Raw genomic sequence first — 21,496 nt, forward strand, 5'->3', positions numbered from 1 at the left:
GATCAGCTCCCGTACCTTGCGAAGCACCTCAGCGACGGGTCGTCGTCCTTGGTGCCCCGCTCGTCGCACTTTCCGCCTATCCCGACGGTGGGAGAGACCTCGTAGCCGTCCGGGTCGGCATCGAGCTTGCCGTCCGGGTTCTTCGGCGTCCGCTCGGCCGTCCGCACCCACATGACCGTCGTCGACGACCATTCAGGCGACATGGCGAAGTTGCTGAGCGAGGTCTTCGCGTCGTTCATGTCCTGCCCGTCGTAGCAGGTGACCGCGCGGTCCCAGTATTGGTTCTCATTGCCATCGCTGAAGGAGACCGGCATCTTCTGTTCCTGCGGCCAGGAGAATCCGCCGGTCTCCGGAAATTCCATGCTGACGTCCGCCGTAGCGACGTAGTACACCTTTCGGTCGGACGTGGTCGCCCCGCCATTAGAGAGGGTCTCGTTGGACCTGATGATCGCGTCGCACGGCTCAAGAATGGCGCTGCGTTCCACGATCTGCTGCTTGTGCCAACGGACGGTCATCGTGGCCTTGTAGCCGTCATCGGTGGTGATGTCGAAGACGGTGGTCTTCATGACCGGCCCGAAAGCCGGCGACGGCGTGGGCGTCGGTGTCGGCGTCTCGCTCGCGACGGCCTCCGCCGCGGCGGAGGCCGTCGAGGCGGCAGCGTCCGGCTCGTCCGCACCCGACCCGCATCCGGTGAGTAGGAGCGGTGCCGCCGAGCAGAGGGCCACCAATCCTCCGCGCCAGGTCGACATCCGTCCGAAAATCCGATCCCCACCCATGCGAATCCCCCGTGCCGCCGTCTACGCCCCGTCCCTGAGAACAGACGCCGGTAAACAAACGACTGTCCCCAGAAATGCAATATTCGCACAGCTGACTGTGTGTACTCCACGGGGTGCGCGCCGTTTCACTGACCGTCTCTGGACGGCGTTTGCAGTGTTTCCCCGGTGCCCGAAACGACAACTTTCCGCTTCGACGGTCGCCTATGGTCAAACCCGCTGAGCGACCGGCCCCGCCGCCCCGGCGGCGGGGCCGCCACCCTCACCGGCTCCCGCTGAGGTAGCCGAAGAACCATCCGGCCACCATGCAGGAGCCGCCGAACACAAAGAGTTGCAGCGTCACCGAGCCGACCCAGGCGGTGCTCACGCGACCCCCAGCTCACGGACAAGCCGACCGACGACGCTCTGGACGTTCCCCACCGGCGCGATCGGGCGCCCGTCCGACCAGGTGAACCACCACCCGGACCGGACGTAGTCGCACCCGATCTCGACCGTCCGCCGAGGCCCGCCTACCCGGACGACGCTCACCCACGCGACGCCCCGCCGCTCCACGACCCCGCCCGCCAGCTCCGGCCGCAACTCCACGGCGGCCCGCAGCGCGTCGAGGTGGGTTCGCCGGTCGTTGCGCGTCGCAGGCAGGACGCCGGTGTGGTCTCCCGAAGACATGTGTTCCTCCTCTGAATATGACGGCGCGGCCTGGGGGGACAGCCGCGCCGCGCTCGAAGGCGGCGTCAGAGCTTCCGGACCTGCGCTTCCTCGGCCTGCCGCAGCAGCGCCTTCCGCAGCAGGGGCGCACTGGGGAACATCAGCGTCGGCTCGACGCCGGCCCGGGGGTCGTGCAGGCTGGCGACCCATTCGCCCAGCCGGCCGTCCCGCTTCACGGCCCGCCAGATCCGCCACCCGCCGAAGTCGTCCCGCAGCCGCCCCAGCTCCCGCTCGTTCCGCTCGCGCGCATCCATGAGGAACCTCTGATCACTCACCCGACCGATTTCGTGTGACCAGCCTCACGGAATCGCATTACTCTGAGCTACGGATCGAACACAACAACGCACCAACCATGATCGCCCCCGAAACGAGGAAGGGCCCATGACCGTCGAGCCGGGCACTCACACTCGTGACCCCCTGATCCGCACCTTCGGCCTGGTCCTGCGTGGCTATCGCGAAGCGGCGGGGTTGTCGCGACCCCAACTGGCTGACGCACTCGGCTGCACATACGCATGGATCGAGAAGATGGAGACCGGCACCAAGCCGTCCATCGCCTCCGCGATCGATCTGGACACGTACTTCAAGATCCCGACCAAGCCCTTCGAGGACATGGCGAGACAGATCGAACGGATGGGAAAATGCCTGGCCTTCCCGCCGGGCTTCCCCGAATTCGTGGCACACGAGGCGAAGGCGACCTCGATCTACGGCTTCGAGGCCCAGGTGATCCCGGGCCTCCTCCAGCGAGAGGCGTACGCCCGAGCGATCATGGACGCCGGGCAAGTGCCGGACGAACTGGACGCGCTCGTCGCGGCTCGGATGGCCAGGCAAGCAATCCTTGTGAAGCCCAAGCCTCCCCGCATGTGGTTCGTCGTCGACGAGTCGGCCCTGCATCGTCCCGCCGGAGGCCTGGAGGTGTTTCGCGAGCAACTGTCCTACCTGGCTCAGGTGATGTCCAATGCATCCAACGTGCAGGTCCGGATACTGCCCTTTGACTCGGTGACTTGGGCGGCTCTCGACGGTTCCTTCAAGATTCTTGAGATGCCGGACGGTCGCAAGGTCGCTTACCAGGAGTCCGCTGGTTCGGGACAATTGATCCACGATCCAGATAGAGTCGAGGCGACTTCGACACGTTTCAATCTCGTCATGGGCGAGGCGTTGCCCGCGGCGGCGTCGCTGAAGCGGGTGACCCAGGCCCTGGAGGACTACGAATGAGCCTTCCGGAAGCGTTGCACATGCAGTGGCGCAAGAGCAGTCACAGCGGAGGCCAAGGCGGTGACTGTGTCGAGGTTGCCGCCTTCGAAACCGGCATCGGCGTGCGGGATTCCAGGGAGCAGGAAGGCCCCAGACTCACGTTCGGTGTGGCGGAGTGGCGGGTGTTCGCTGAGCGGGTGAAGGCGAGCGAGTTCGACTTGAAGGGGTAGCCATGACCGCGTCCGGTATCCGGTGGCGTAAGAGCGGCCGCAGTGGCCCCCACGGCGGCGAGTGTGTAGAGGTCGCGGAGCTCGCCTCGGGGGTCGCCGTGCGTGATTCGAAGGATCCGGATGGGCCGAGGTTGGTAATTGGCGGTGCGGCGTGGCGCGTCTTCGCTGATCGTGTGAAGTGCAGCGATTACGACCTGGACATGCACGGATGAACGGCCGAGACTCCTCGTGCGTCCGGTGGCGCAAGAGCAGTCACAGCGGTGGTCAAGGCGGCAACTGCGTGGAGGTTGCCGCTCTCGACTCCGGCGTTGGCGTGCGGGATTCCAGGGACCAGGAAGGCCCCAAACTCACGTTCGGAGTAGCTGAGTGGCGCGTGTTCGCGCGCCGGGTGAAGGCAAGCGCGTTCGACTTGGCGCCACCGCGTTACGGATGAGCGCCGTCGCCCTCTTGCATCCGCAACCGGTCCCGGCGTTGCGACTCCCGGCCGTCAGACCGTTTTGATGACCCCACCGTCGACGAGGACGTCGCTTCCGGTGATGGCACCCGCCTGCGGAGAGGCGAGGAACGCGATCGCCGACGCCACCTCCTCCGGCTCGATGATCCGACCGATGCTGATGCCCGCGTCCTCCGGGAGATCGGCGAGCAATTCGTCCTGTCCGATCCCGCGCGACCGCGAAAGGGCACCGGCGAGACTGTCCGGGTCCGTCCAGTTCCTGGTGCGCGTCGGTCCGGGGCTGATGGTCACCGCGCGCATCCCGCGTGGGGCGTACTCCTCGGAGAGCGCCTTGGTGAGATTGGTCAGCGCGGCTTTGGCGACGCCGTAGTCGATCGGCGGGTGGGCGATGCGGGCCCCGATCGAGGAGACGTTGACGATCACCCCGCCGCGGAGCAGCAAGGACGGCACGAGGGACCGGGTGACACGGACGGCGCTGAGCAGGTTGAGCTCAAGGGTACGGACCCAGGCGGCGTCGTCGATCGTGGCGAATCCGCCGAGGTGGCTCGGATCGTCGTCCCCGGGCGCGAGGCCCCCGGCGTTGTTCACGAGCAGGTCCAGACCCTCCGGCGCCCAGGACTCGGCCGCAGAGGCGACAGCGGTCACCCCGGAGGGCGTCGTGAGGTCCGCGCTGACCGCGAGGGATACGACCTCCTTCATCTCGGGGGTGGGGAAGCGCGCCACGCCGAGAACCCGTACGCCTTCGTCGGCGAGCAGGCGCGCTGTCGCCAGACCGATCCCCTTGCTCGCGCCGGTGACGACCGCCGAGCGGTCTTTCAGTTGCAGGTCCATCACGGTCTCCCTGTCTCCCAGCCTGTTCACCGAGGTGTTGTCATGCACTGCTGTCAGGCCCTGATGACCAGCTAAGCTCGCGCCCGTCTTTACGTCTACTGCAAAGATCGCAAGCATTATTCTCGCCAGGTGAAAACGACGGGAGCGGAGCGCGGTGACCGACGACCTCGACCTCAATCTGCTGCGCGTCTTCGACGCGCTCATGGACACCGGCAGCGTGTCCGCAGCGGCGGAGCGCCTGCACATGTCGGTGCCGGCGACCAGCCGCGCTCTGGGGCGTCTGCGGCGGGCCCTGGACGATCCGCTCCTGGTGCGGGCCGGCCGGGGGCTCGTACCGACGCCCTTCGCGCTGGGGAGCGCCGGGCGGGTCAGAAAACTGCTCGAAGACGCGGCCGAACTATTCACCGACAGGGCCGACGACGAGCCACGGAAATGGCGACGGTCCTTCGCAGTACGCCTTAACGACGGTCTATCCCCTGTGCTGGCTCCGCGATTGATCAGCCGGATCGCCGGTGAGGCACCGGACGTGACTCTCCGGTTCGTGACCGACGACTCCGATCATCCGGACGCCCTGCGCAACGGCTCGGTCGATCTCGACATCGGTCTGACGCGCACGTTCGCTCCCGATGTGCGCGTGCGACGGCTCTACGTGGACCGGTTCGTCGTCGTGGTGTCCTCACGGTCGGTGCTGGGGCGAGTCGACCGGCTCACGGTCGACCAGCTGTGCCACTACCCACACGTCTCTTCCCAAGGGCAGCCCATGAGCCTGCTCGACACCGCGTTGGAGCGGATCGGACGCTCGCGTCGAGTCGTTGCCGCCCTGCCGACCTACGCGGTTTCGTCCCTGCTCGCCCTGGAAGACGACATCATCGTCGTTGTCCCCCATATCCTCGCGCGGCACTTGGTCGAGCGCCACGTCCCGGTGCGATGGCATGAGCTTCCGCTCGCGTTGCCGAGCCTAGGGGTCGACCAACGGTGGCACGCACGCCTGGACGGTAGCTACCCGTCACAGTGGCTCCGAAGCCACGTCGCGGCAGCCCTCGAAAGTCTTGTCGCCGACGACGAGCCGCTGAGTTCCAACATCGACGGAGTGCCCTTCGAAGAACGGCCGGACGCGTAACTCACCAGCCCATGCGGTCGCACTCCTCCTGCCACCAGTCGGCGGCGCGGGTGATGTCGAAGCCGGTGGTCCACAGGTCGGCGGGGTCGTCGGGCAGCAGCCTTTCCCGGATGAGCCCCAGGCGGCCCGTGTCACGGCCGAACGCGAAGCGGTGGTTCCACTCCGACCTCTCGTGCTTCGTGGCTTCGAGCAGGTCGACGATCTCGGGGGGAAGGTCTAGGTCCTCAGTCCGTGGCATGAATGGCGAGCGGAGGCTTTCCTCCTCGGACCCGTACAGGAGGTTGACCGCTGTCGCCGTGGTGAGGCCGGTCCGTACGGTCAGTTCCCGCGCGGTCTCCGCGCGGACCGGGGGCGGTCCCTTCTCTGCCAGCAGGCGCTCCAGCCGCAGCAGTCTCTCCTGGGAGAGCCATCCCTGCGGCACGGGGTCGGCGATGAGGTCGCGCTCCGGGAGCCGGATCGGGACGAATCGCCCGTCCGGCGAGTACTCGACCGCCGCGAACCCCCGCCGGTGCCACCCGCGGAACGACAGCAGCGATCCGTTCCGCGTGCGCCATACCTGGGTCCCCCGCTCCGACGGCTTGGGCGGTTGCTTGAACCAGAGCAGCCGGTAGCGTCCGTTTCCGTCGCCCCACCCGGTGTTGGCCCAGGCGCGCTGCTTGTCCAGGCTCCAGGCGGCACGGGGCCGCTGCCACGGCCACAGGACGGGGATCACGTGGCGCGCCAGCCCGCCGAAGTCCTCGATCAGCTCGTCGACCACCTCCGGCTGGTCGCGGATGTACAGCAGCCGGGGCTCCGCCGACTCCGGCTCCTCCGCTGCCGCCAGAGCGTGCTTTTCGAAGGCCCGCAGCGACACCAGCCGCCGCAGGCCCATCACCGGCAGCTCGGGGTGGTGCTCCAGCAGCGGGGAGTACGGCGGGCGGGGCGCCACGCCGTCCTTCACCCGGAACCAGTGCTCGGTCAGAAGGCAGCTCGCCGCGTCACGCACGCGTTGGGCCACCGTGTCGATCAGCGAAGGTTCGGTGAGCTCGGGCACCAGGCGAGCGAGTTCCTCCCGTGCGGGGCCCGTGCCGCGGGCGAGCAGCGCGGCTGACACCAGGCGCTCGACCGTGTCCTTGTCCAGGGTGCGCAGCGCGGCCGAACCGGCGGCGTCCACGGGGCTCCGCCTGCTCCACACGGCGGGCGGCGGCACGGACGGGTCCCTCGGGGTGTAGTCCAGCCGGACGCTCTGCGAGCCGTCGGGCGCGGTGACGGTGATCCGGCCCTGGTGGAGCCGGACCCGGCTCGGCGCGGCGGCCCCCGGAAAGGTGACCTCGCCGTCCCCGGGCGCCTCCGGACGCGCCGTGCAGGTCTCCGGCTCGAACGTCAGCGCGAGCTTGTCGTCCTCCGTCAGGCCCTCCGCCCGGAACGTCTGCCAGCGGCCGTCCGGCCGCACCCGGGACACGCGCACGGCCTCGCCGTCGTACCAGGGCATCAGCTTCTCCGGGAAGATGCCGAGACGGACCGTCCACGGAGACCCGCCGCCGTCGTCGACCTCGACCTCCTGGCCGGTCCGCACGGACAGGTACTCGCGATGCTGGACGACGGACCGTGCGGCACGGCCCGGGTAAGGGATGGGGATCCCGAACTCCTCCGGGATGCCGGCGCGCAGTTCCGACAGCAGCGCGTCCAGGGGATCGTGGAACTCCAGCTCGCGCGCGAATCCGGGATTGCGTCGGATGAATCCGTGCCCCTTGGACCTCAGCCACGACAGCGCCCGATGGACGCGGGACAGGTGGCCCGACGCGACATCGGCTTTGAGCTGGGCCCTCATCTCGGCGTCGGACATGTCGCCCCAGGGCGCGCGCTTGGGCGGGATGGCCGCCGGATCGGTGGCGGGGTCGCCGCCCGGCCCGGTGCCGCTCGGGAAGAGCCGCCTGCCGGCCTGCTCGACGAGGGTCAGCAGCGTGTCGGCGGCGCAGCGGCGGCCCGCGGTGGCGAACCAGACCGCCGTCAGCCGGGCACCCGCTCCCGCGCCGGCCAGCGTCGCCAGCCAGGTCTGCCGCATCCTCTCGGCGTGCTCGGCGCCGCCCTCCTTCTCGTGCCGCGCCCGGTCGGGCTCGGCCACGATCAGCAGGTCCATCAGGTCGTCGTCGCGTCCGGCGGCCGTCACCAGGGCCTTCTGCGCGGCGGCCCAGATCGTCTGGGACGCGCCGGGCAGCAGCCCGTCGCGCAGCAGCCGCGCGGCGAGGAACCCGTCCTCGTCGTCCTTGGCGATCCCCGCCGCGACGGCCAGCTTCCGCAGGTCGGGGAAGACCCTCGCGTACGGGATGAGCCCGGCGTCGAAGCCCGCGCAGATCACCTCGCGGAACCGGGCGTGCGCCTCCTCCGGCGGAAAGTGCCCGCCGAGCGCCTTGGCGTGATCGCGCAGGATGGTCGGAGCGACCGCTCCCAACGGGACGAACTCCAGGAGCGTCGCGTGCAGCCGCTCCACGTCGGGCGGGTTCGCGCCGTCCTTCTCGGCCTTGCGGGCCTGGGTGAACGACCACGTCGCGAGTTCCGCCGCCGTCTCCGACACGCCCGCGGCCGCGAACGCGCGGCACGCGTCCTCGAAGAAGGAGATCCGGTCGGCCGCGGACAGCGGCCGGGCCAGCTTGGTCAAGGCCGACTTGAGCTTGCGCGGATGGTCGGTTCCGGCGGCCGCCGCCAGGGCCGCAAGTTCCGGGGCGTGGGGGGAGGTGCTCACAACAAGTGGATCTTACGGCTCATGACGCGGGGCCGTCCGGATATGCCTTTCGGTGCTGTCCGCCGGGACGTTCATGACCGCGGCCACTCGTCCCAGCCCACTCCTGCCATTCCGTGGTCGCTTGATTTGCCCGCTATCTCCGCGGCGCCGCGGACGGAGATTCTCCTTGCCGAAGGACAGGACGTATACGGGGCTTCCGCCAGGCGCGGCGGTGTTCGACTGGAACCAGTGCTCGCCATTCGAGGGGGGAAGACGATGGCAATGGGAGACCAGATCGGTCACGACTCGGGGCAGGTCACCGGGACGCGCGTGCTGCCGCCGACCGAGCAGGGCGAGGCCCGGGTCGAGGTCTCGTTCGAGTCCCGCGGCCGGCTCCTCGACGAGGACACCGTGGACATGGGGACGTACGTGTCGGTCCTCGGCGCCGACGGCGTCCTGCGCGGCAAGGGACAGGGCTGCACGATGTCCGCCGACGGCGACACCCTCCTGTGGGAGGGCGCGGGAACCGGCAGGCTGCTGAAGGACGGGGCGACCTCGTTCCGCGGCGCGATCTTCTACCGGACGACGTCCGAGAGGTTCGCGCGCCTCAACGGCATGGCGGCCATGTTCGAGTACGACGCGGACGCGAGCGGCAAGACCGAGTCCAAGATCTACGAGTGGAAGTAGCCGCCGGGGAGGCGATGCTCCGCTGAACGGCGCCCGAGAAGGCGGGAATCGCGTTCCGGGCGCGCGTTCGTTCGCGCCCGCACGCGCCGGCGCGGGGTGCGTTCAGCCGGAGATGGGGAAGTTGGCGCGGAAGGTGTTGTGCGGGTTGTGACGGCGTTCGAGGTCGCGGAGGCGAAGGAGCGCGGCGGGCGTGAAGGCGTCGGCCGGGGTCTCGCCGGGGCTGAGAAAGGTGAAGGGTTTGCGTCCGCTCAGCTGGAGGGCATCGGCGAGTGAGCGCTGCTTCGCGGTGATGGCCTCGGCTGTCGGCGAGTCGGCCGGCACGCCGAACATGTAGAGCGCATAAGGCTCGGTCAATGGGCCGTGAGGGCTGTCGGACGGGTGGGTGAACGCGCCGCCCAGGTGGCGTATCTGCACATTCAGCAGCGGGGCGATCGGGTCGGCCAGCAGGATTTCGGCCGCTGTGTCGTCCAGTCCGGTGAGCAGTTCGGCGCGTGAGGAGCCCGCACCGGGGTCCGTGGGCTCGGCGGTGATGGTGCCGAGTTCGGCGACCGTCATGGGCCGTCTGCTGTCGGCGACGGGACGGGGCAGGCGGTCCAGCGGGCTGAGCAGGTCGCATGCCGCGGCGGCCTGGCCGAGGAAGGCGGCATCGACGGCGATCATGGGGTCGGAGCCGGGGAAGTGCAGCAGGTCCAGCCAGAGCGTCAGGTCGTCGGGGGCGGTGGCGGTGAGCCGGCGGTAGGCGTCCATGACGTCGGGGGCGTGGTCGATGGGCCACAGCATCCGTCCGCCGTACAGGTGCGGCGCACGGTGGAGGGTGAGTTCCAGGGCGGTGACGATCGCGAAGGAGCCGCCGCCCCCGCGCATGGCCCAGAAGAGGTCCGGGTCGGTGTCGGCGGTGATGCGCCGCTGCCGCCCTTCGGCGTCCACGATGTCGAAGGCCGTGACGCTGTCGGCGACCCAGCCGTGGGTGCGGCCGAACCAGCTGAGCCCGCCGCCGAGGGCGACACCGGTGACGCTGACGACCGGGGAGCTGCCGGGCAGGCCGGTCAGGCCGTGCGGCGCCACGGCGGCCTGGAGGCCGCCCGAGGACACGCCCGCGCCGACACGGGCGCGCCGGGCGACCGGATCGATCTGGAGGGAGTCCAGGCGGTGGGTGCGCAGGAGGACGGCGCCGTCCAGGTTCGTGGTGGCGCCGTGGCCGTTGGGCTGGACCGAGACGGCCGTTCCGCGGTCGCGGGCGAAGCGGACGACGGCCGCGACGTCGGCGGCGTCGGCCGCTTCGACCACGGCGGGAACGGCCTGGTCGACGGCGAGGTTCCAGGGTCGCCGCGCCTGGTCGAAACCGTCGTCGCCGGGAAGCAGGACCCGTCCGCGGACGACGGTGCGCAGGTCGTGGAGCTTACTGATCATTGTGGTCCGATCTCGGGTGGAGAGCGCAGGTCACAGCGCTGGTTGGCACGTTCCACCCTCGTCCGGCGGGAGGGGCCGATCAATGCGGCCCTGTGCAAGAATCGTGAAGCTGAAGTTAACGATATGGAGGTGTCATGCTGGAACGTCACGAGCTGGAGGCGTTCCTGACCCTGGCCGAGGAGCTCCACTTCGGCCGCACCGCCGAGCGCCTGCACGTGTCCACCGCCCGGATCAGCCAGACGATCGCCAAGCTGGAGCGCCGGACGGGGGTGCCTTTGTTCGTCCGTACCAGCCGCCGGGTCGAGCTGACCGCGGTGGGCCGGCGGCTGTACGAGGAGGTCCGGCCCGCCTGGGACGAGATCGCCGAGGCGTTCGCGAGGGCGATCGACGCCGGCCGCGGCCTGACCGGCGCCCTGCGGGCGGCCTTCGTCGGTGCGGCGGGCGGGCAGCTGCTCGCCGGAGCCGCCGAGTTGTTCCGCCGCCGCCTCCCGGACTGCGACGTCCGGCTCCGCGAGGCGCAGATGGTCGATCTGATGCCCTGGCTGCGCGATGGCCAGGTCGATCTCGCGCTGGGCACGTTCCCCATCGACGAGCCGGACATCGTCACCGGTCCCGTGCTGGTGTCCGAAGCGCGCTCGCTCGCCGTGTCGTCGAAGCATCCGTTCGCCCGCCGCAGCTCGATCACGCTGGAGGATCTGGCGAGGGTGAAGCTGCTCCAGCTACCGGACACCCTGCCCGTCTCGCTGCGAGAGGACCGCACTCCGCGCGTCACCCCCGCGGGACGGCCGATCGAACCAGGCCCTTCTGCCTCGACGTTCAACGAGATGCTCACCCTCATCGGCGCCGGCCACGGTGCCTTCCCGGTCGGCGCCCAGGCCACGCGCTACTACGGTCGTCCCGACGTCGCCTACATCCCCATCAGCGACGCCCCGCCGCTGCGATGGGGCCTGCTGTGGCGGGCCGACGCCGCCACCGCACGGGTCCGCGCCTTCGCCCAGGCCGCCCACGACGTGGCCGCTTCCTCCTGAACGGTGCCCGCGCGCGGGAGGGGTCTTGCGTGCTGGGACAATGGAGTCGCCAGTTGACGGCCTGGAGAGAGGCGGCCCAGCGTGACAGACCTATCCGTATTCGCCGAACTGGTGCCGCTCGATCACGGTTTGTGCGTGGTCAGCACGTTGCGGGGCGATGGCGGCGTGCAGTCGTCGGTGGTCAACGCCGGGGTGCTGGACCATCCGGTGCGGAAGGATCAGGTCGTCGGGTTCGTCGCCACCGGCGGCTCCCGCAAGCTGGCCCACCTGCGCGCCGACCCCCGGATCACGATCGTCGCCCGGGCGGGCTGGCGCTGGGCGGCCGTCGAGGGAGAGGCCGAACTCATCGGCCCCGACGACCCGCGTCCCGAGATCGACGGCGAAGCGCTCCGTCTGTTGCTGCGGGACGTCTTCGTCGCCGCCGGCGGCACTCACGACGACTGGGACACCTACGACCGGGTGATGGCGGAGGAGCGGCGCGCCGCCGTGCTCATCACCCCGCGCCGCGTCTACACCAACCCGCCGGCCTGACGGCGCGCGTCCGTCAGAACCAGTACTCCTTGAGATAGGCCATGCCGAAGAAGAGAAGGGCCGGAATGAAGAACAGGAGGAGGACCGGCCAGGCCGCCCAATCCCACGTGAAGATCATGACCCCGAGGTAGAACACGCCGACCAGGGTGAGTAGCCCGCCGAAAACCAAGCATTTCGTCACGAAGATGGTGTGCGACATCGCCCGAAACCTCCCTGGCACTAGGACGCGATCGGCGGTGCGCGCGTTCCGCCTCCCGGCCTACGCTTCACGGACCGGGGTCGTCGCCGGGTCGGTGAAGTAGGCGGCGGTTTCGGGGTCCGCCGGGTAATACGACTCGATCGCGACCTCGTCCAGCGTGATGTCCATCGGGGTGCCGAACGTGGTGATGGTCGAGAACAGCCGCAGTTCCCGGCCGTCCAGACGGATGATCATCGGGATGGCCACGTCGGAGTCGACCGCGGGGCCCGGCTCCTCGGGTCCGGGGGCGAGGAGTTCCTCGTAGAGCGCGGTGAGGCCGGGGTCGGGGGCGGCGGCGAGCTGGCGCCTGATGCGGCGGCGGAACATCGCGCGGACGTCGGCCAGGTTGACGACCAGACGGGCGAAGCCGCGCGGGTCCAGCCCCAGGCGGACCAGGTTCATCGGCGGGCCGAGCAGCTCAGGGTCGACCTCGGCGAGGAACGCGTCCACGGCGCGGTTGGTCATCAGGATGTTCCAGTGGCGGTCGAAGACCAGCGCCGGGTACGGCTCGTGCGCGCGGAGCACCCTTCCGACCGCGTCGCCGGCCGCCGAGAGCGCGCCGCCGTCAAGCGGACGCTCGGTGTAGCGGGGCGCGAAGCCGGCGGCGAGCAGCAGCCGGTTGCGCTCGCGCAGCGGCACGTCGAGCTGGTCCGCGAGCCGCGACACCATGGCGGCGCTCGGGTTGGTCTTTCCGGTCTCGACCAGGCTGACGTGCCGGGCCGACACGTCGGCGGCGATCGCGAGATCGAGCTGGCTGAGCCCCCGGCGATGCCGCCACTGCCGCAGGAGGTCCCCGATGGTGTGCACGGATACCGAGGGTACTCATCGTGGCTCGGGACGCCATGAAATGGCATTTCATCGACAATCCGCGAGGCCTCCGGAAACACTGCGTCCATGAGCGCAGAAATCAAGAACTTCGTCCAGCGGGCGCTGGCGGAACTGATCCAGACGGGCGATGTCGACGCGTTCGGGAAGTACCTGAGCGATGACTTCGTCCACCGTCGGCCGGACTCGACCAGGAACAGGGTCGAATGGCTCGCGGCCCTGCGTTACGCGCTCGGGCCGCTCGCCGGGATGCGGGTCGAGATCCTGCATGTGCTGGCCGACGGCGACCGCGTGGTGATGCACTCACGGCGCGGGTTGCCCGGCGGTCCGGAGATCGTGGTCGTCGACGTCCTGCGGGTTCAGGACGGGCTGGTCGCCGAGGTCTGGGAGATCATCGAGCCGGTTGCGCAGGCGGCGGCCCATCTGGAGTGGTGGGAGACCGCCGGCCGCTGACCGGGGGGTTCGGCGTCAGTACGCGTCGGGGCCTTCGATGTAGCGGGCCAGCCACGCCGCCACGTACGGGCGCGGATAGGTGTCCAGGTCGTTGCCGTAGTGCTCGGGCGCGAGCAGGCGGTCGTGCGGGAAAGGGCCGTCGCCGTAGTCGTAGTTCACGGTCGTCTCACCGTGGTCGGTGACGGTCAGCATCAGCCGCCACCACGGCCCGGCCGGCATGTGCGCCGCGGCGTCCCGCTGGTCGCGGACGAGTTCGGCGACCGATTCCGGCACCGGGACGACCACCGAACCCTGATGGGACGAGAACCGCAGGTGGGAGATCTCGGCGGAGACGGTGAACGCGAAATCCGCCCATAGCCACCGCCACCCGTGCGGCCCGAGCAGGGCCAACTGCTGCACGATCGGCTCGATCCGCTGCGCGGCCTCGACACCGACCTCGTTCTCGTGATCCCTGTCGCCTCGGCCGACGATGGCGAAGTCGTCGACGGCCCGCCGATCGTCCGGCCCGTCCTCCGCCAACCACTGCGCGAACTCCTCCATGTACTCGTCGGCGTTCAGCCCGGCCCGGGGAGGACGGGGAACGCGTTCCTGGGCATTCGGCGGGGGATCCGAGGACGACACCTCTTCGACGAGGCCGGTCTCCCCCACGAGGAACACCAACCGCCCCACCGGCATCTCCAGGAACGCCACGGGGTCGCTCTCGTCGACGTCCACCGACGCGTACACGCACCAGCCGCCCTCGTAGCGATCCGCCACCAGTCCGTCGGTGGGGTAATCCAGGTTGCGCGACCTGATCCTCTTCACCACCAGGGCGATCGCCTGCGCCTCGTCCATTCGGTCGGCCTCCCGCATGTTGATCAAGGTGACCCTATGTGACGAGGTGAAGGCGGGGAAAGGCCCAATTGGTAGCTTGGGACGGGTGGAGGTCAGCTTCGAAGAGGACCACATCTGCTTTCGGCGCTACGACTTCCGCGGCGCCACCGTCCACCCCAGCGGAATGGTCACGCCCGCGCGGATCCGTGACGCCGACTGGAAGGCCGTCCGGCCCGAAATCCGCACGACCCAGGGCGAGACCCTGTTCGTTCCCCATGACCAGGCGGCCGATCTGGAGGCGTTCTGCCATCGGCACGGCATCGCCCGGAGATCCCGTCCCGACACCTGGGATGATCTGCTCGAACCGTTCCTCGACACCTCGTTCGACCCCGAACACGAGCGCGCCACCCTCGAACGGCTACGCGAAGCCGGGTTCCCTCCGGACGAGGTCACGCGCATACGGCGGCGGCTCGCTCCCCTCATGCTCGCCTACAACTTCGACGCCATGGTCTGGGAATGGACCTTCCTCGGCCTGTTCGACCTGCTCACCGCCGCCAACGCCCCGATCGTCGAACCGGGCCTGCAAGACGCGCTCGGCGACCCCGTGACGTTCTACGACTGGACCATGGAAGTAGCCGAACGGCACCGCTGAAGCAGCGTCCGCCCGACTCAGGTGAGCGCTTCGCGCTGCGCCTTGGTGAGGCGCGCCACCACCAGGTCGTAGGAGTGGTCGATCATCTCCAGCACTTCCTCGCCGGGCACCGAGCCGTCGAGGGTCACCGTGTTCCAGTGCCGCTTGTTGAGGTGGTAGCCGGGTGCGACCGCGCTGTAGCGCCGGCGCAGGTCGGCTGCCAGGTCGGGGTCGCACTTGAGGCTGACGCTCCCCGGCTCCGCGCTCAGCGGCACCAGCGCGAACATGCGGCCGGCCACCTTGAACACGGCCACCTCGTCACCGAACGGGTAGTCCTCCGCGGCCCCCGGCTTCGCCAGGCACTCCGCGATCACCCGGTCGCGCCGCGCGTCGTCCGCCATCACCGGCTCACCTGCCCGTCCTGCGCCGCCGCTACCACTCCCAGTACACCAGCCGCCTGCGACACCGGCGCCGCTCCAGGTCGGGTCGGTGCGGGGAAGGGGGAATGTGATGGCTATCACGCCAACTTTTGGTGTGCATTTCTGATCATGCGTTTTGATCTCCGTGTGGGAAAAGGGTTCGAACCAAACTGGGGCCGGCTTCATCGTATTGAGGTATAGGGGGGCACGGTTCCAGGGCTGAAAGTCGGGTAAGCCGCCGTGTCGTAATGGAGAGAACATGCGACTCGGAAAGGCGGCCGTCTTCGGTCTCGTCTTCGGAACGATGACGATCGGTCTTGCCGCGCCCGCGATGGCCGACCCGGGGGACGTCCTCGTCCAGCCGGGGCAGGCCCACCCCGGCGGCAAGGTCACCGTCGTCGGCAAGAAGTGCGCGACCGACGGCACGGCGGGCTCGCTGGCGTTCGTCGGCGGGGCGGTGCCGCTGAACGGGGCCGAGGAGGTCGACGGCCGGGCGGGCCTGGCCACCGTCAAGGACGACACCGTCCCCGGCACCTACACGGTGCTGGTCAGGTGCGGCGCCCACCGGTCGACCGGCCAGATCGAGATCGTGGACGGCAAGGCGCACCCGAAGACGAAGGCCACCCCGACCGGCGGGGTCGGGACGGGCTTCGGCGGCGGCGCCGGCGGCCCGGACACCGCCCTCCTGGCGGGCGGGGGCGTCCTGCTGCTGGCGGGGGCCGGGCTCGGGGCGATGGCCGTCCGGCGGCGGGGCGGTGCGGCCGCGTCCTGACCGGCGTCCGGTGGCCGTCCAAAGGGAAATCTCGTCGAGCGGGTGAGAGAGGTATGCGGGGAAAGGTCGGGTTGCGGGTGGTGGCGCTGGTTCTGCTGACCGGTGGCCTTCTCGTGGTGGGGCTGGGGCTGCGCGGTCCGGGGGGTCCGCCGCAGCCGCCCGCGTGGGCGGCGACGCCTCGTCCGGTCGATCACCACGGGCCGGTGCTGCCCCGCTCGCTGCCCGTCGAGGTGACCGTCCCGTCGATCGGCGTCCGGGCGCCGCTGACCAGGCTCGGCCTGGCACCGGACGGCTCGGTGCAGGTCCCGTCGGCCGACCGGCCGGACGAGGCCGGCTGGTACACCGGCGGGCCGGCCCCCGGAGAGCGCGGCGCCGCCGTGATCCTGGGCCATGTCGACTCCAAGAACTGGGGCGCGGTCTTCTACGACCTGGGCCGCGTCAGGCCGGGGCACCGCGTCGAGGTGAAGCGGGCGGACGGTCAGGTGGCCGTGTTCACCGTCGAGTCCGTGGAGCGGGTCGCCAAGGACCGGTTCCCCACCCGGCGCGTCTACGGCCCGCTCGACCACGCCGGCCTCCGCCTCGTCACCTGCGGCGGCCCGTTCGACCGCGGGAAGGGCAGCTACCGCGACAACATCATCGTCTACGCGTCCCAGACGGCCGTCCGCCGCGGTCCGTGAACCACGACGTAGATCGCGCCGGCGACGCGGAAACCGGGGAGGAATCCGGGCGCGGCGGTCATCAGGGGGCGGTGATGGGGGCGATGCGCGGCGAGGCCAGACGCAGGTAGTCGTCGGTGACCAGGGCGATCGAGCGGTCCAGCCGCGCGGCGTTGAAGAACAGCTCGGGCGCCTGGAGCAGCGCCGGATCGGCGACGACCTCCAGCCGGGGGTTGTAGGAGAACGGCAGTACGGTGCCGCTGACACTGCCGGCCAGTTCCTCGGCCCTGTCGCGACCGGCGAAGGCGACATAGGTGCCGTCCAGCAGGGCCTTGACGGCCTGCAGGTCGAGGCGCGCGTCACCGGGCACCACGGCCAGCACGTACCGGCTCTGCTTCTTGCCGATCTTGACCATGACGACCAGGCATTTGGCGGCGTGCGCGACGTCGTGGCCGCGCATCTCGCTGACCACCTCGGTCCGCCCCTCGGGCGGGTGGTCGATCAGCCGGTAGCGCGCGCCCGCCGCGTCCAGGTCCGCGATCAGCCGCTCGTACAGGTCCGCGCGCTCGGCGGCGGTGACGCCCGCTCCGCCCTCACCACTCACTGCTCAGTGCCTCCTTCGCCTCGGCGATCCGGTCCTCGTCCCGCCGGTAGAACACCCACTGCTTGATCTTCGTGCCGTGGACGAGCCCCGCCCGCGACAGCACGCGCAGGTGCTCGCCGCAGGTCGGCTGGCTCACGCCCAGCTTCTGGGCGATGAACAGCGAGCAGACCCCGTCCCGGACGAGGTCGCCGTCCCGCTGCGGCGGGAAGTGCCGCTCCGGGTCGCGCAGCCACTCCAGGATCAGCAGCCGCTTGTCGTTGGCCAGCGCCTTCACCAGCTCCACGTCCAGCATGGCGATGATTATGGCAGTTAGCTTATTTGCTTTCTACTCGCCGGTGCGTCATTCCAGCATGTCGGTCTGGTGTGCGATGGCGCTGCGCACCAAGGCGACCGTGTCCTCGGCCTGCCGCAGTGCCGCTTCCGCCGATACCTCCCGGACGTAGCGCCCGGAGCCGATGAGGACGCGCTGCGGATCCTCCAGCAACGCCCCCTTGTGGAAGACCAGCTTGACCCCCTTCTTGGTCACCGCGATGCCGCACAACCAGTGATGCCAGTCGTCCGCCGTCGTGAAGGTCAGCCGTCCCCACTTGATCGCCTGCTCCAGCCGTGGATCGGCGGAGAGGACCAGCGCGGACAGCTCCTCGGCCCGGCCGCGGCCCTGCGCGTCCAGGCCGCCCAGCCATTCGTGGACTGCCGTTCCGTCACCCATGGGCCCATGCTCGCGCCCGGCGCCGACAGTTCGGACGGCTCCGGCCGTTCGAAGCAGGCTTCGTCACCTGACGTGCTCGTCGAGGAGCCGGGCGAAGCCGTCGTGGAGGCGGGTCAGGCCGAACTCGAAGAGCTCCTCGAACGAGAAGTCGAAGGTGTCCTCGGAGAGGTCGGCCATGGTGGGGTAGTCGCCGCTGGTGAGCGCGGCCGTCAGGGTCGGTTCCTGGGCCCGCCAGAACTGCTCGTTGCTGACGCCGGTCCGCGCCTCGGCGCGGCGCTCGTTGATGTAGCGGCGCGCGACGCCCTCGACGTAGTCGACCTGGGTGCTGATCATCATCATCAGCGTCCGGTCGGGGAGCCCGAACGGGCGCAGCAGGCGCAGGAACCGGTCGAGGCCGCGCAGGCCGTTCGGGCCGAGGAGCGGCCGGCTCTGGTCCACGAACGGGTACCAGGGGTGGTCCAGGCACAGCCGCCAGTGGTACCGGGCGTCGGCCGTGAGGATCTCGCGCCAGGTCCGGCCGTCCGGCTGCGCGGCCTCCTCGGGGAAGTCGACGACGTGGTCGAGCATGAGGTCCAGCAGCTCGCTCTTGCCGGGGACGTAGCGGTAGAGCGACATCGTCCCCACGCCGAGGCGGGTCGCGATCGAGCGCATCGACAGCGCGTCGAGCCCCTCGGTCCGGGAGAGCTCGTCGGCGACCTCGACGGCGGCCGCGACGATCCGGTCCAGGCTGAGCGTGGCCGGGCGGCCCCGCGGGGGGCGGGTCCGGTCGCCCCACAGCAGCTCAAGGCTCCTTCCGAGGTCGCGGGCGTCGTCGTGCTCCGTCGTCATGGACATGACGCTACAACCACGCCGCCGGACCGGCGGCCCGGACTTTGGGTATGGTGTACTCTAATTCGCGTATGGCATACGCAAACTAGGGAGGCGGCATGCCGGAGGACGTGATCCTCGCCGAGGGGGTCCGCAAGGTGTACGGGGAGAAACGGGCGCTCGACGGCTTCGACCTCGCGGTGCCGAGGGGCATGGTCTACGGCCTGCTCGGGCCGAACGGCGCCGGGAAGACCACCGCCGTCCGCATCCTGGCCACGCTCGTCCGCCCGGACGGCGGCCGGGCGCGGGTCACCGGCCTGGACGTCGCCGCGCAGGCCCGGCGGGTGCGCCGGCGGATCGGGCTGGCCGGGCAGCACGCCGCCCTGGACGAGGTCCTCACCGGCCGGCAGAACCTGCGCATGTTCGGCCGCCTGTACCACCTCGGCAAGAAGCGCGCGGGCGAGCGCGCGGAGGAGCTGCTGGAGCGGTTCGACCTGCTGGACGCCGCCGACAAGGGGGTGAAGGAGTACAGCGGCGGGATGCGCCGCCGGCTCGACCTCGCGGCGAGCATGATCCTGACACCGGACGTGCTGTTCCTCGACGAGCCGACCACCGGCCTCGACCCGCGCGGCAGGAACGAGGTGTGGGGATCGGTCCGGTCGCTGGTCGAGCAGGGCACGACCGTGCTGCTGACGACGCAGTACCTGGACGAGGCCGACCAGCTCGCCGGGCGCATCGCCGTCATCGACCGGGGCCGGGTCATCGCCGACGGCCCGCCCGACTCGCTGAAGCGGCTGATCGGCGGCGACCGGATCGAGGTCGTGGTGCGCGATCCCGCCACCCTGGCCGCGACCGCGGCCGTCGTCGCCCGGGTCGCGTCCGCGGAGCCGCTGGTCGACGAGGGCGCGGCGCGGGTGCACGCGCCCGTCACCGACCGGGTGGCGGCGCTGACCGAGGTGGCCCGCACGCTCCAGGACGACGGCATCGCGGTGGAGGACATCGGGCTCCGGCGCCCGACCCTGGACGAGGTGTTCCTGCGCCTCACCGGGCACCCCGCCGAGGACACGAAGGTGAAGGTGGAGGCATGAGCGTTCACGGCGGGACCGCCGCCGGCGAAGGCGCCGGCGCGCGGCTCTACTGGGCCGCCGCGGACTGCTGGACGATCGTCCTGCGGGGCCTGACCCACTACGTCCGGCAGCCGAGCAACATCGCCTGGCAGCTCGGCTTCCCCATCGTCTCGGTGCTGCTGTTCGGCTACGTCTTCGGCAGCGCGATGTCGGTTCCCGGGGGCGGCGACTACCGCGAGTTCCTGATGCCGGGCATGTTCGGGATGACGATGGCGATGGGGTTCATGAACACCGCGTACGTCGTCGTGTACGACAGCTCGCGCGGCGTCACCGACCGGTTCCGCTCCATGCCGATGGCGCCCTCGGCGGTCGTGACGGGACGCGGCGTCGGCGACCTGATCGGCGCGACGCTCGACCTGCTCGTGCTGGCCCTGACCGCGCTGGCGATCGGCTGGCGCTCCGGCGGCGGTGTGCTGGACACCCTCGCCGCGTTCGGCCTGTTCCTGCTGCTGCGCTTCGCGCTGATCTGGATCGGCGTGCTGCTCGGGCTGCTGGTGCCGAACGAGGAGGCCGCCGGGAGCCTGTTCGCGGTGGCGTTCCCCTTCGCGATGATCTCCAGCGCGTTCGTGGCGCCGTCCCTCATGCCGGACTGGCTCGGCGCGGTCGCACGGTGGAACCCGGTGTCGGCGACGGTGACCGCGTCCCGCGAGCTGTTCGGCAACCCGGCCGCCGTCGGCGGCACCTGGGTCGAGCAGCACGCCCTGCCGATGGCGATCGTCTGGCCGGTCGTGATCACGGCGGTCTTCCTGCCGCTGGCGGTCCGCCGCTACCAGCGCCTCAGCCGCTGAGGCCGCCGGCCCAGGCCGGCGTCCAGCCGTCGGGGCAGGGGGTGTACGAGCCGGTGAGGTGGTCGCGGAGCCGGACGAGGGCCGGGTGCGGGTTGCCGGTGTGCCAGACGAGAGAGTGCGGGTAGACGGGGGTCGGGCCGTGGACGGCGATGCGCCGCAGGTCGTCGTCCACGGGCCAGACGAGGCGGGTCCCCTCGCCGACGAAGGTCGCCAGCGACGGGGAGTCGGCGATCGTGTCGAGGAGCGGCTCGGTGCCGAAGTGCGGCCCGACCGTGTCGATGGCGATGCCGAACGCGGCGGCCAGGTCGTCGTAGAAGGCGGCCCATTCGGTGCCGGGGACGAGCGCGGGCATCCAGATCCGGTGCCCCGCGAGCCGGTCCGGGCCGACCGACCGGGCGGCGGCGAGCCGGTGGCCCGGCCCGGTGAGGAGCTGGACCGGCTCGTCGCGGACCCGCGCGGCCTCGATCCCTCCCGGGAGGGCGGACGGGACGACGGCGCGGAACGACGCGTCGATCGTCCCGTCCTCGACGGCGGCGATCGCCGCGTCCAGGTCGAACAGCGTCACCACGTCCAGCTCGATCGCGGGGTGGGCGCGGTGGAAGCCGCGCAGCAGCCCGGCCGGCTCCAGCCGCCGCCCGATCACGTCCACGCGCAGCGCCCGGCGGCCGGGGCGCACGGACGCGGCGGCCCGCTCCTCGGCCCGCAGCAGGTCGCGGGCGTGCGGCAGGAACGCCTGCCCGTCGATGGTGAGCCGCGCGCCGCGCGGCGTCCGGGTGAACAGCCGCACCCCGAGGTCCGACTCCAGCGCGGCGACGCGCTTGGACACGGCCTGCTGGGTGATCGACAGGTCGTCGGCGGCGCTCTGGAACCGTCCCGCGTCCGCGACGGCGACGAAGGTGCGCACGGCGTTGAGATCCACCCCGCCACGCTAGCGGCGACAACCCGTGGTTGTGGCGGCCGACCGGCGGTTGTTTGATCATCTGCCCGCCGCCC

At 70.4% G+C, this 21,496-nt stretch carries 29 protein-coding genes; 14 read left to right on the forward strand and 15 right to left on the reverse strand.

Translation table 11 applies throughout. The features are described from left to right. Positions 1-2: 2 nt before the first annotated feature. The 3 genes from BM339_RS09715 to BM339_RS09725 form a co-directional block, all read right to left on the reverse strand. Positions 3-749, reverse strand: a complete 747-nt coding sequence (locus tag BM339_RS09715; RefSeq protein ID WP_177287659.1) for a hypothetical protein — start codon at positions 747-749, stop codon at positions 3-5. 387 nt (positions 750-1,136) lie between these two features. Further along, positions 1,137-1,439 (reverse strand): hypothetical protein, encoded by a 303-nt coding sequence (locus BM339_RS09720; protein ID WP_021595211.1) that lies wholly within the window; start codon positions 1,437-1,439, stop codon positions 1,137-1,139. Positions 1,440-1,504: 65 nt separating this feature from the next. Then, positions 1,505-1,732: a hypothetical protein gene (locus BM339_RS09725; protein WP_075020649.1), complete on the reverse strand. Its 228-nt coding sequence runs from the start codon at positions 1,730-1,732 to the stop codon at positions 1,505-1,507. 127 nt (positions 1,733-1,859) lie between these two features. On the opposite strand from BM339_RS09725, the gene BM339_RS09730 reads away from it, so the two are divergent. From BM339_RS09730 to BM339_RS09745, 4 genes are read left to right on the forward strand one after another with little or no spacing between them, the layout of a single operon-like run. After that, positions 1,860-2,690 carry a helix-turn-helix domain-containing protein gene (locus tag BM339_RS09730; RefSeq protein ID WP_075020650.1) on the forward strand — a complete coding sequence of 277 codons (831 nt, stop codon included), beginning with the start codon at positions 1,860-1,862 and terminating at the stop codon, positions 2,688-2,690. After that, a complete protein-coding gene (locus tag BM339_RS09735; protein ID WP_218163617.1) occupies positions 2,687-2,899 on the forward strand; it encodes a DUF397 domain-containing protein in 213 nt (70 codons plus the stop codon). Before BM339_RS09730 ends, BM339_RS09735 begins: the two co-directional genes overlap by 4 nt. Positions 2,900-2,901: 2 nt before the next feature. Beyond that, positions 2,902-3,111, forward strand: a complete 210-nt coding sequence (locus BM339_RS09740) for a DUF397 domain-containing protein (protein ID WP_075020651.1) — start codon at positions 2,902-2,904, stop codon at positions 3,109-3,111. After that, positions 3,108-3,332, forward strand: a complete 225-nt coding sequence (locus BM339_RS09745; protein WP_075020652.1) for a DUF397 domain-containing protein — start codon at positions 3,108-3,110, stop codon at positions 3,330-3,332. The genes BM339_RS09740 and BM339_RS09745 overlap by 4 nt, the downstream gene beginning before the upstream one ends. Positions 3,333-3,386: 54 nt before the next feature. Here BM339_RS09745 and BM339_RS09750 read toward each other — a convergent pair whose 3' ends face one another. Further along, complete coding sequence (locus BM339_RS09750; protein WP_075020653.1) at positions 3,387-4,184, reverse strand: SDR family oxidoreductase; 798 nt, start codon at positions 4,182-4,184, stop codon at positions 3,387-3,389. A 154-nt stretch (positions 4,185-4,338) separates the two neighbouring features. Between BM339_RS09750 and BM339_RS09755 the strand changes: the two genes are divergently transcribed. Next, complete coding sequence (locus tag BM339_RS09755; protein WP_075020654.1) at positions 4,339-5,304, forward strand: LysR family transcriptional regulator; 966 nt, start codon at positions 4,339-4,341, stop codon at positions 5,302-5,304. Position 5,305: 1 nt separating this feature from the next. Here the strand turns inward: BM339_RS09755 and BM339_RS09760 are convergent, their stop codons facing one another. Continuing rightward, a complete protein-coding gene (locus tag BM339_RS09760) occupies positions 5,306-8,026 on the reverse strand; it encodes a hypothetical protein (RefSeq protein WP_075020655.1) in 2,721 nt (906 codons plus the stop codon). Between the two features lie 255 nt (positions 8,027-8,281). Here BM339_RS09760 and BM339_RS09765 point away from each other — a divergent pair, with 255 nt between their 5' ends. Then, positions 8,282-8,692: a hypothetical protein gene (locus BM339_RS09765; protein ID WP_143118342.1), complete on the forward strand. Its 411-nt coding sequence runs from the start codon at positions 8,282-8,284 to the stop codon at positions 8,690-8,692. 102 nt (positions 8,693-8,794) lie between these two features. On the opposite strand, the gene BM339_RS09770 is transcribed toward BM339_RS09765, so the two are convergent. Further along, positions 8,795-10,102, reverse strand: coding sequence for an FAD-binding oxidoreductase (locus tag BM339_RS09770; protein ID WP_337959905.1), 1,308 nt, complete (start codon positions 10,100-10,102; stop codon positions 8,795-8,797). Positions 10,103-10,236: 134 nt separating this feature from the next. Here BM339_RS09770 and BM339_RS09775 point away from each other — a divergent pair, with 134 nt between their 5' ends. Both BM339_RS09775 and BM339_RS09780 read left to right on the forward strand, forming a co-directional pair. Further along, a complete protein-coding gene (locus BM339_RS09775; RefSeq protein WP_075020656.1) occupies positions 10,237-11,130 on the forward strand; it encodes a LysR family transcriptional regulator in 894 nt (297 codons plus the stop codon). 111 nt (positions 11,131-11,241) lie between these two features. Beyond that, positions 11,242-11,661, forward strand: a complete 420-nt coding sequence (locus tag BM339_RS09780) for a TIGR03618 family F420-dependent PPOX class oxidoreductase (RefSeq protein WP_256255319.1) — start codon at positions 11,242-11,244, stop codon at positions 11,659-11,661. Between the two features lie 13 nt (positions 11,662-11,674). Here BM339_RS09780 and BM339_RS09785 read toward each other — a convergent pair whose 3' ends face one another. After that, positions 11,675-11,860 (reverse strand): hypothetical protein, encoded by a 186-nt coding sequence (locus BM339_RS09785; protein ID WP_021595221.1) that lies wholly within the window; start codon positions 11,858-11,860, stop codon positions 11,675-11,677. A gap of 60 nt (positions 11,861-11,920) precedes the next feature. Next, the gene (locus tag BM339_RS09790; RefSeq protein WP_075020658.1) at positions 11,921-12,706 is read right to left on the reverse strand and encodes a helix-turn-helix domain-containing protein; all 786 of its coding nucleotides are present in this window, start codon (positions 12,704-12,706) and stop codon (positions 11,921-11,923) included. Between the two features lie 87 nt (positions 12,707-12,793). Here BM339_RS09790 and BM339_RS09795 point away from each other — a divergent pair, with 87 nt between their 5' ends. Then, complete coding sequence (locus BM339_RS09795; RefSeq protein WP_021595223.1) at positions 12,794-13,177, forward strand: nuclear transport factor 2 family protein; 384 nt, start codon at positions 12,794-12,796, stop codon at positions 13,175-13,177. Between the two features lie 15 nt (positions 13,178-13,192). Here the strand turns inward: BM339_RS09795 and BM339_RS09800 are convergent, their stop codons facing one another. Beyond that, positions 13,193-14,029, reverse strand: a complete 837-nt coding sequence (locus BM339_RS09800) for a hypothetical protein (protein ID WP_075020659.1) — start codon at positions 14,027-14,029, stop codon at positions 13,193-13,195. Positions 14,030-14,096: 67 nt separating this feature from the next. Between BM339_RS09800 and BM339_RS09805 the strand changes: the two genes are divergently transcribed. Continuing rightward, complete coding sequence (locus BM339_RS09805) at positions 14,097-14,642, forward strand: hypothetical protein (RefSeq protein WP_075020660.1); 546 nt, start codon at positions 14,097-14,099, stop codon at positions 14,640-14,642. Positions 14,643-14,659: 17 nt separating this feature from the next. Here BM339_RS09805 and BM339_RS09810 read toward each other — a convergent pair whose 3' ends face one another. Continuing rightward, complete coding sequence (locus BM339_RS09810; protein ID WP_075020661.1) at positions 14,660-15,022, reverse strand: MmcQ/YjbR family DNA-binding protein; 363 nt, start codon at positions 15,020-15,022, stop codon at positions 14,660-14,662. A 277-nt stretch (positions 15,023-15,299) separates the two neighbouring features. Here BM339_RS09810 and BM339_RS09815 point away from each other — a divergent pair, with 277 nt between their 5' ends. After that, positions 15,300-15,812, forward strand: coding sequence for a hypothetical protein (locus tag BM339_RS09815; protein ID WP_075020662.1), 513 nt, complete (start codon positions 15,300-15,302; stop codon positions 15,810-15,812). Positions 15,813-15,865: 53 nt separating this feature from the next. Continuing rightward, positions 15,866-16,489, forward strand: coding sequence for a class F sortase (locus BM339_RS09820; RefSeq protein WP_024936140.1), 624 nt, complete (start codon positions 15,866-15,868; stop codon positions 16,487-16,489). 61 nt (positions 16,490-16,550) lie between these two features. Here the strand turns inward: BM339_RS09820 and BM339_RS09825 are convergent, their stop codons facing one another. The 4 genes from BM339_RS09825 to BM339_RS09840 all read right to left on the reverse strand — a co-directional run bounded on the left by BM339_RS09825 (position 16,551) and on the right by BM339_RS09840 (position 18,609). Beyond that, complete coding sequence (locus BM339_RS09825) at positions 16,551-17,072, reverse strand: YbaK/EbsC family protein (protein ID WP_218163618.1); 522 nt, start codon at positions 17,070-17,072, stop codon at positions 16,551-16,553. Then, positions 17,062-17,364 (reverse strand): ArsR/SmtB family transcription factor, encoded by a 303-nt coding sequence (locus BM339_RS09830; RefSeq protein ID WP_021595231.1) that lies wholly within the window; start codon positions 17,362-17,364, stop codon positions 17,062-17,064. Before BM339_RS09830 ends, BM339_RS09825 begins: the two co-directional genes overlap by 11 nt. A gap of 48 nt (positions 17,365-17,412) precedes the next feature. Further along, positions 17,413-17,781, reverse strand: a complete 369-nt coding sequence (locus BM339_RS09835) for a DUF1801 domain-containing protein (RefSeq protein WP_075020663.1) — start codon at positions 17,779-17,781, stop codon at positions 17,413-17,415. A gap of 63 nt (positions 17,782-17,844) precedes the next feature. Then, positions 17,845-18,609, reverse strand: coding sequence for a TetR/AcrR family transcriptional regulator (locus tag BM339_RS09840; protein ID WP_024936139.1), 765 nt, complete (start codon positions 18,607-18,609; stop codon positions 17,845-17,847). Positions 18,610-18,707: 98 nt separating this feature from the next. Between BM339_RS09840 and BM339_RS09845 the strand changes: the two genes are divergently transcribed. After that, positions 18,708-19,676 carry a daunorubicin resistance protein DrrA family ABC transporter ATP-binding protein gene (locus BM339_RS09845; RefSeq protein WP_021595234.1) on the forward strand — a complete coding sequence of 323 codons (969 nt, stop codon included), beginning with the start codon at positions 18,708-18,710 and terminating at the stop codon, positions 19,674-19,676. Then, positions 19,673-20,503 (forward strand): ABC transporter permease, encoded by an 831-nt coding sequence (locus tag BM339_RS09850; protein ID WP_075020664.1) that lies wholly within the window; start codon positions 19,673-19,675, stop codon positions 20,501-20,503. Before BM339_RS09845 ends, BM339_RS09850 begins: the two co-directional genes overlap by 4 nt. On the opposite strand, the gene BM339_RS09855 is transcribed toward BM339_RS09850, so the two are convergent. Continuing rightward, on the reverse strand, positions 20,493-21,422 hold the full coding sequence (locus BM339_RS09855) for a LysR family transcriptional regulator (RefSeq protein WP_075020665.1): 930 nt from the start codon (positions 21,420-21,422) through the stop codon (positions 20,493-20,495). The genes BM339_RS09850 and BM339_RS09855 overlap by 11 nt on opposite strands. Between the last annotated feature and the right edge of the window lie 74 nt (positions 21,423-21,496).

The organism is Actinomadura madurae (assembly GCF_900115095.1).
Lineage (GTDB): Bacteria > Actinomycetota > Actinomycetes > Streptosporangiales > Streptosporangiaceae > Spirillospora > Spirillospora madurae.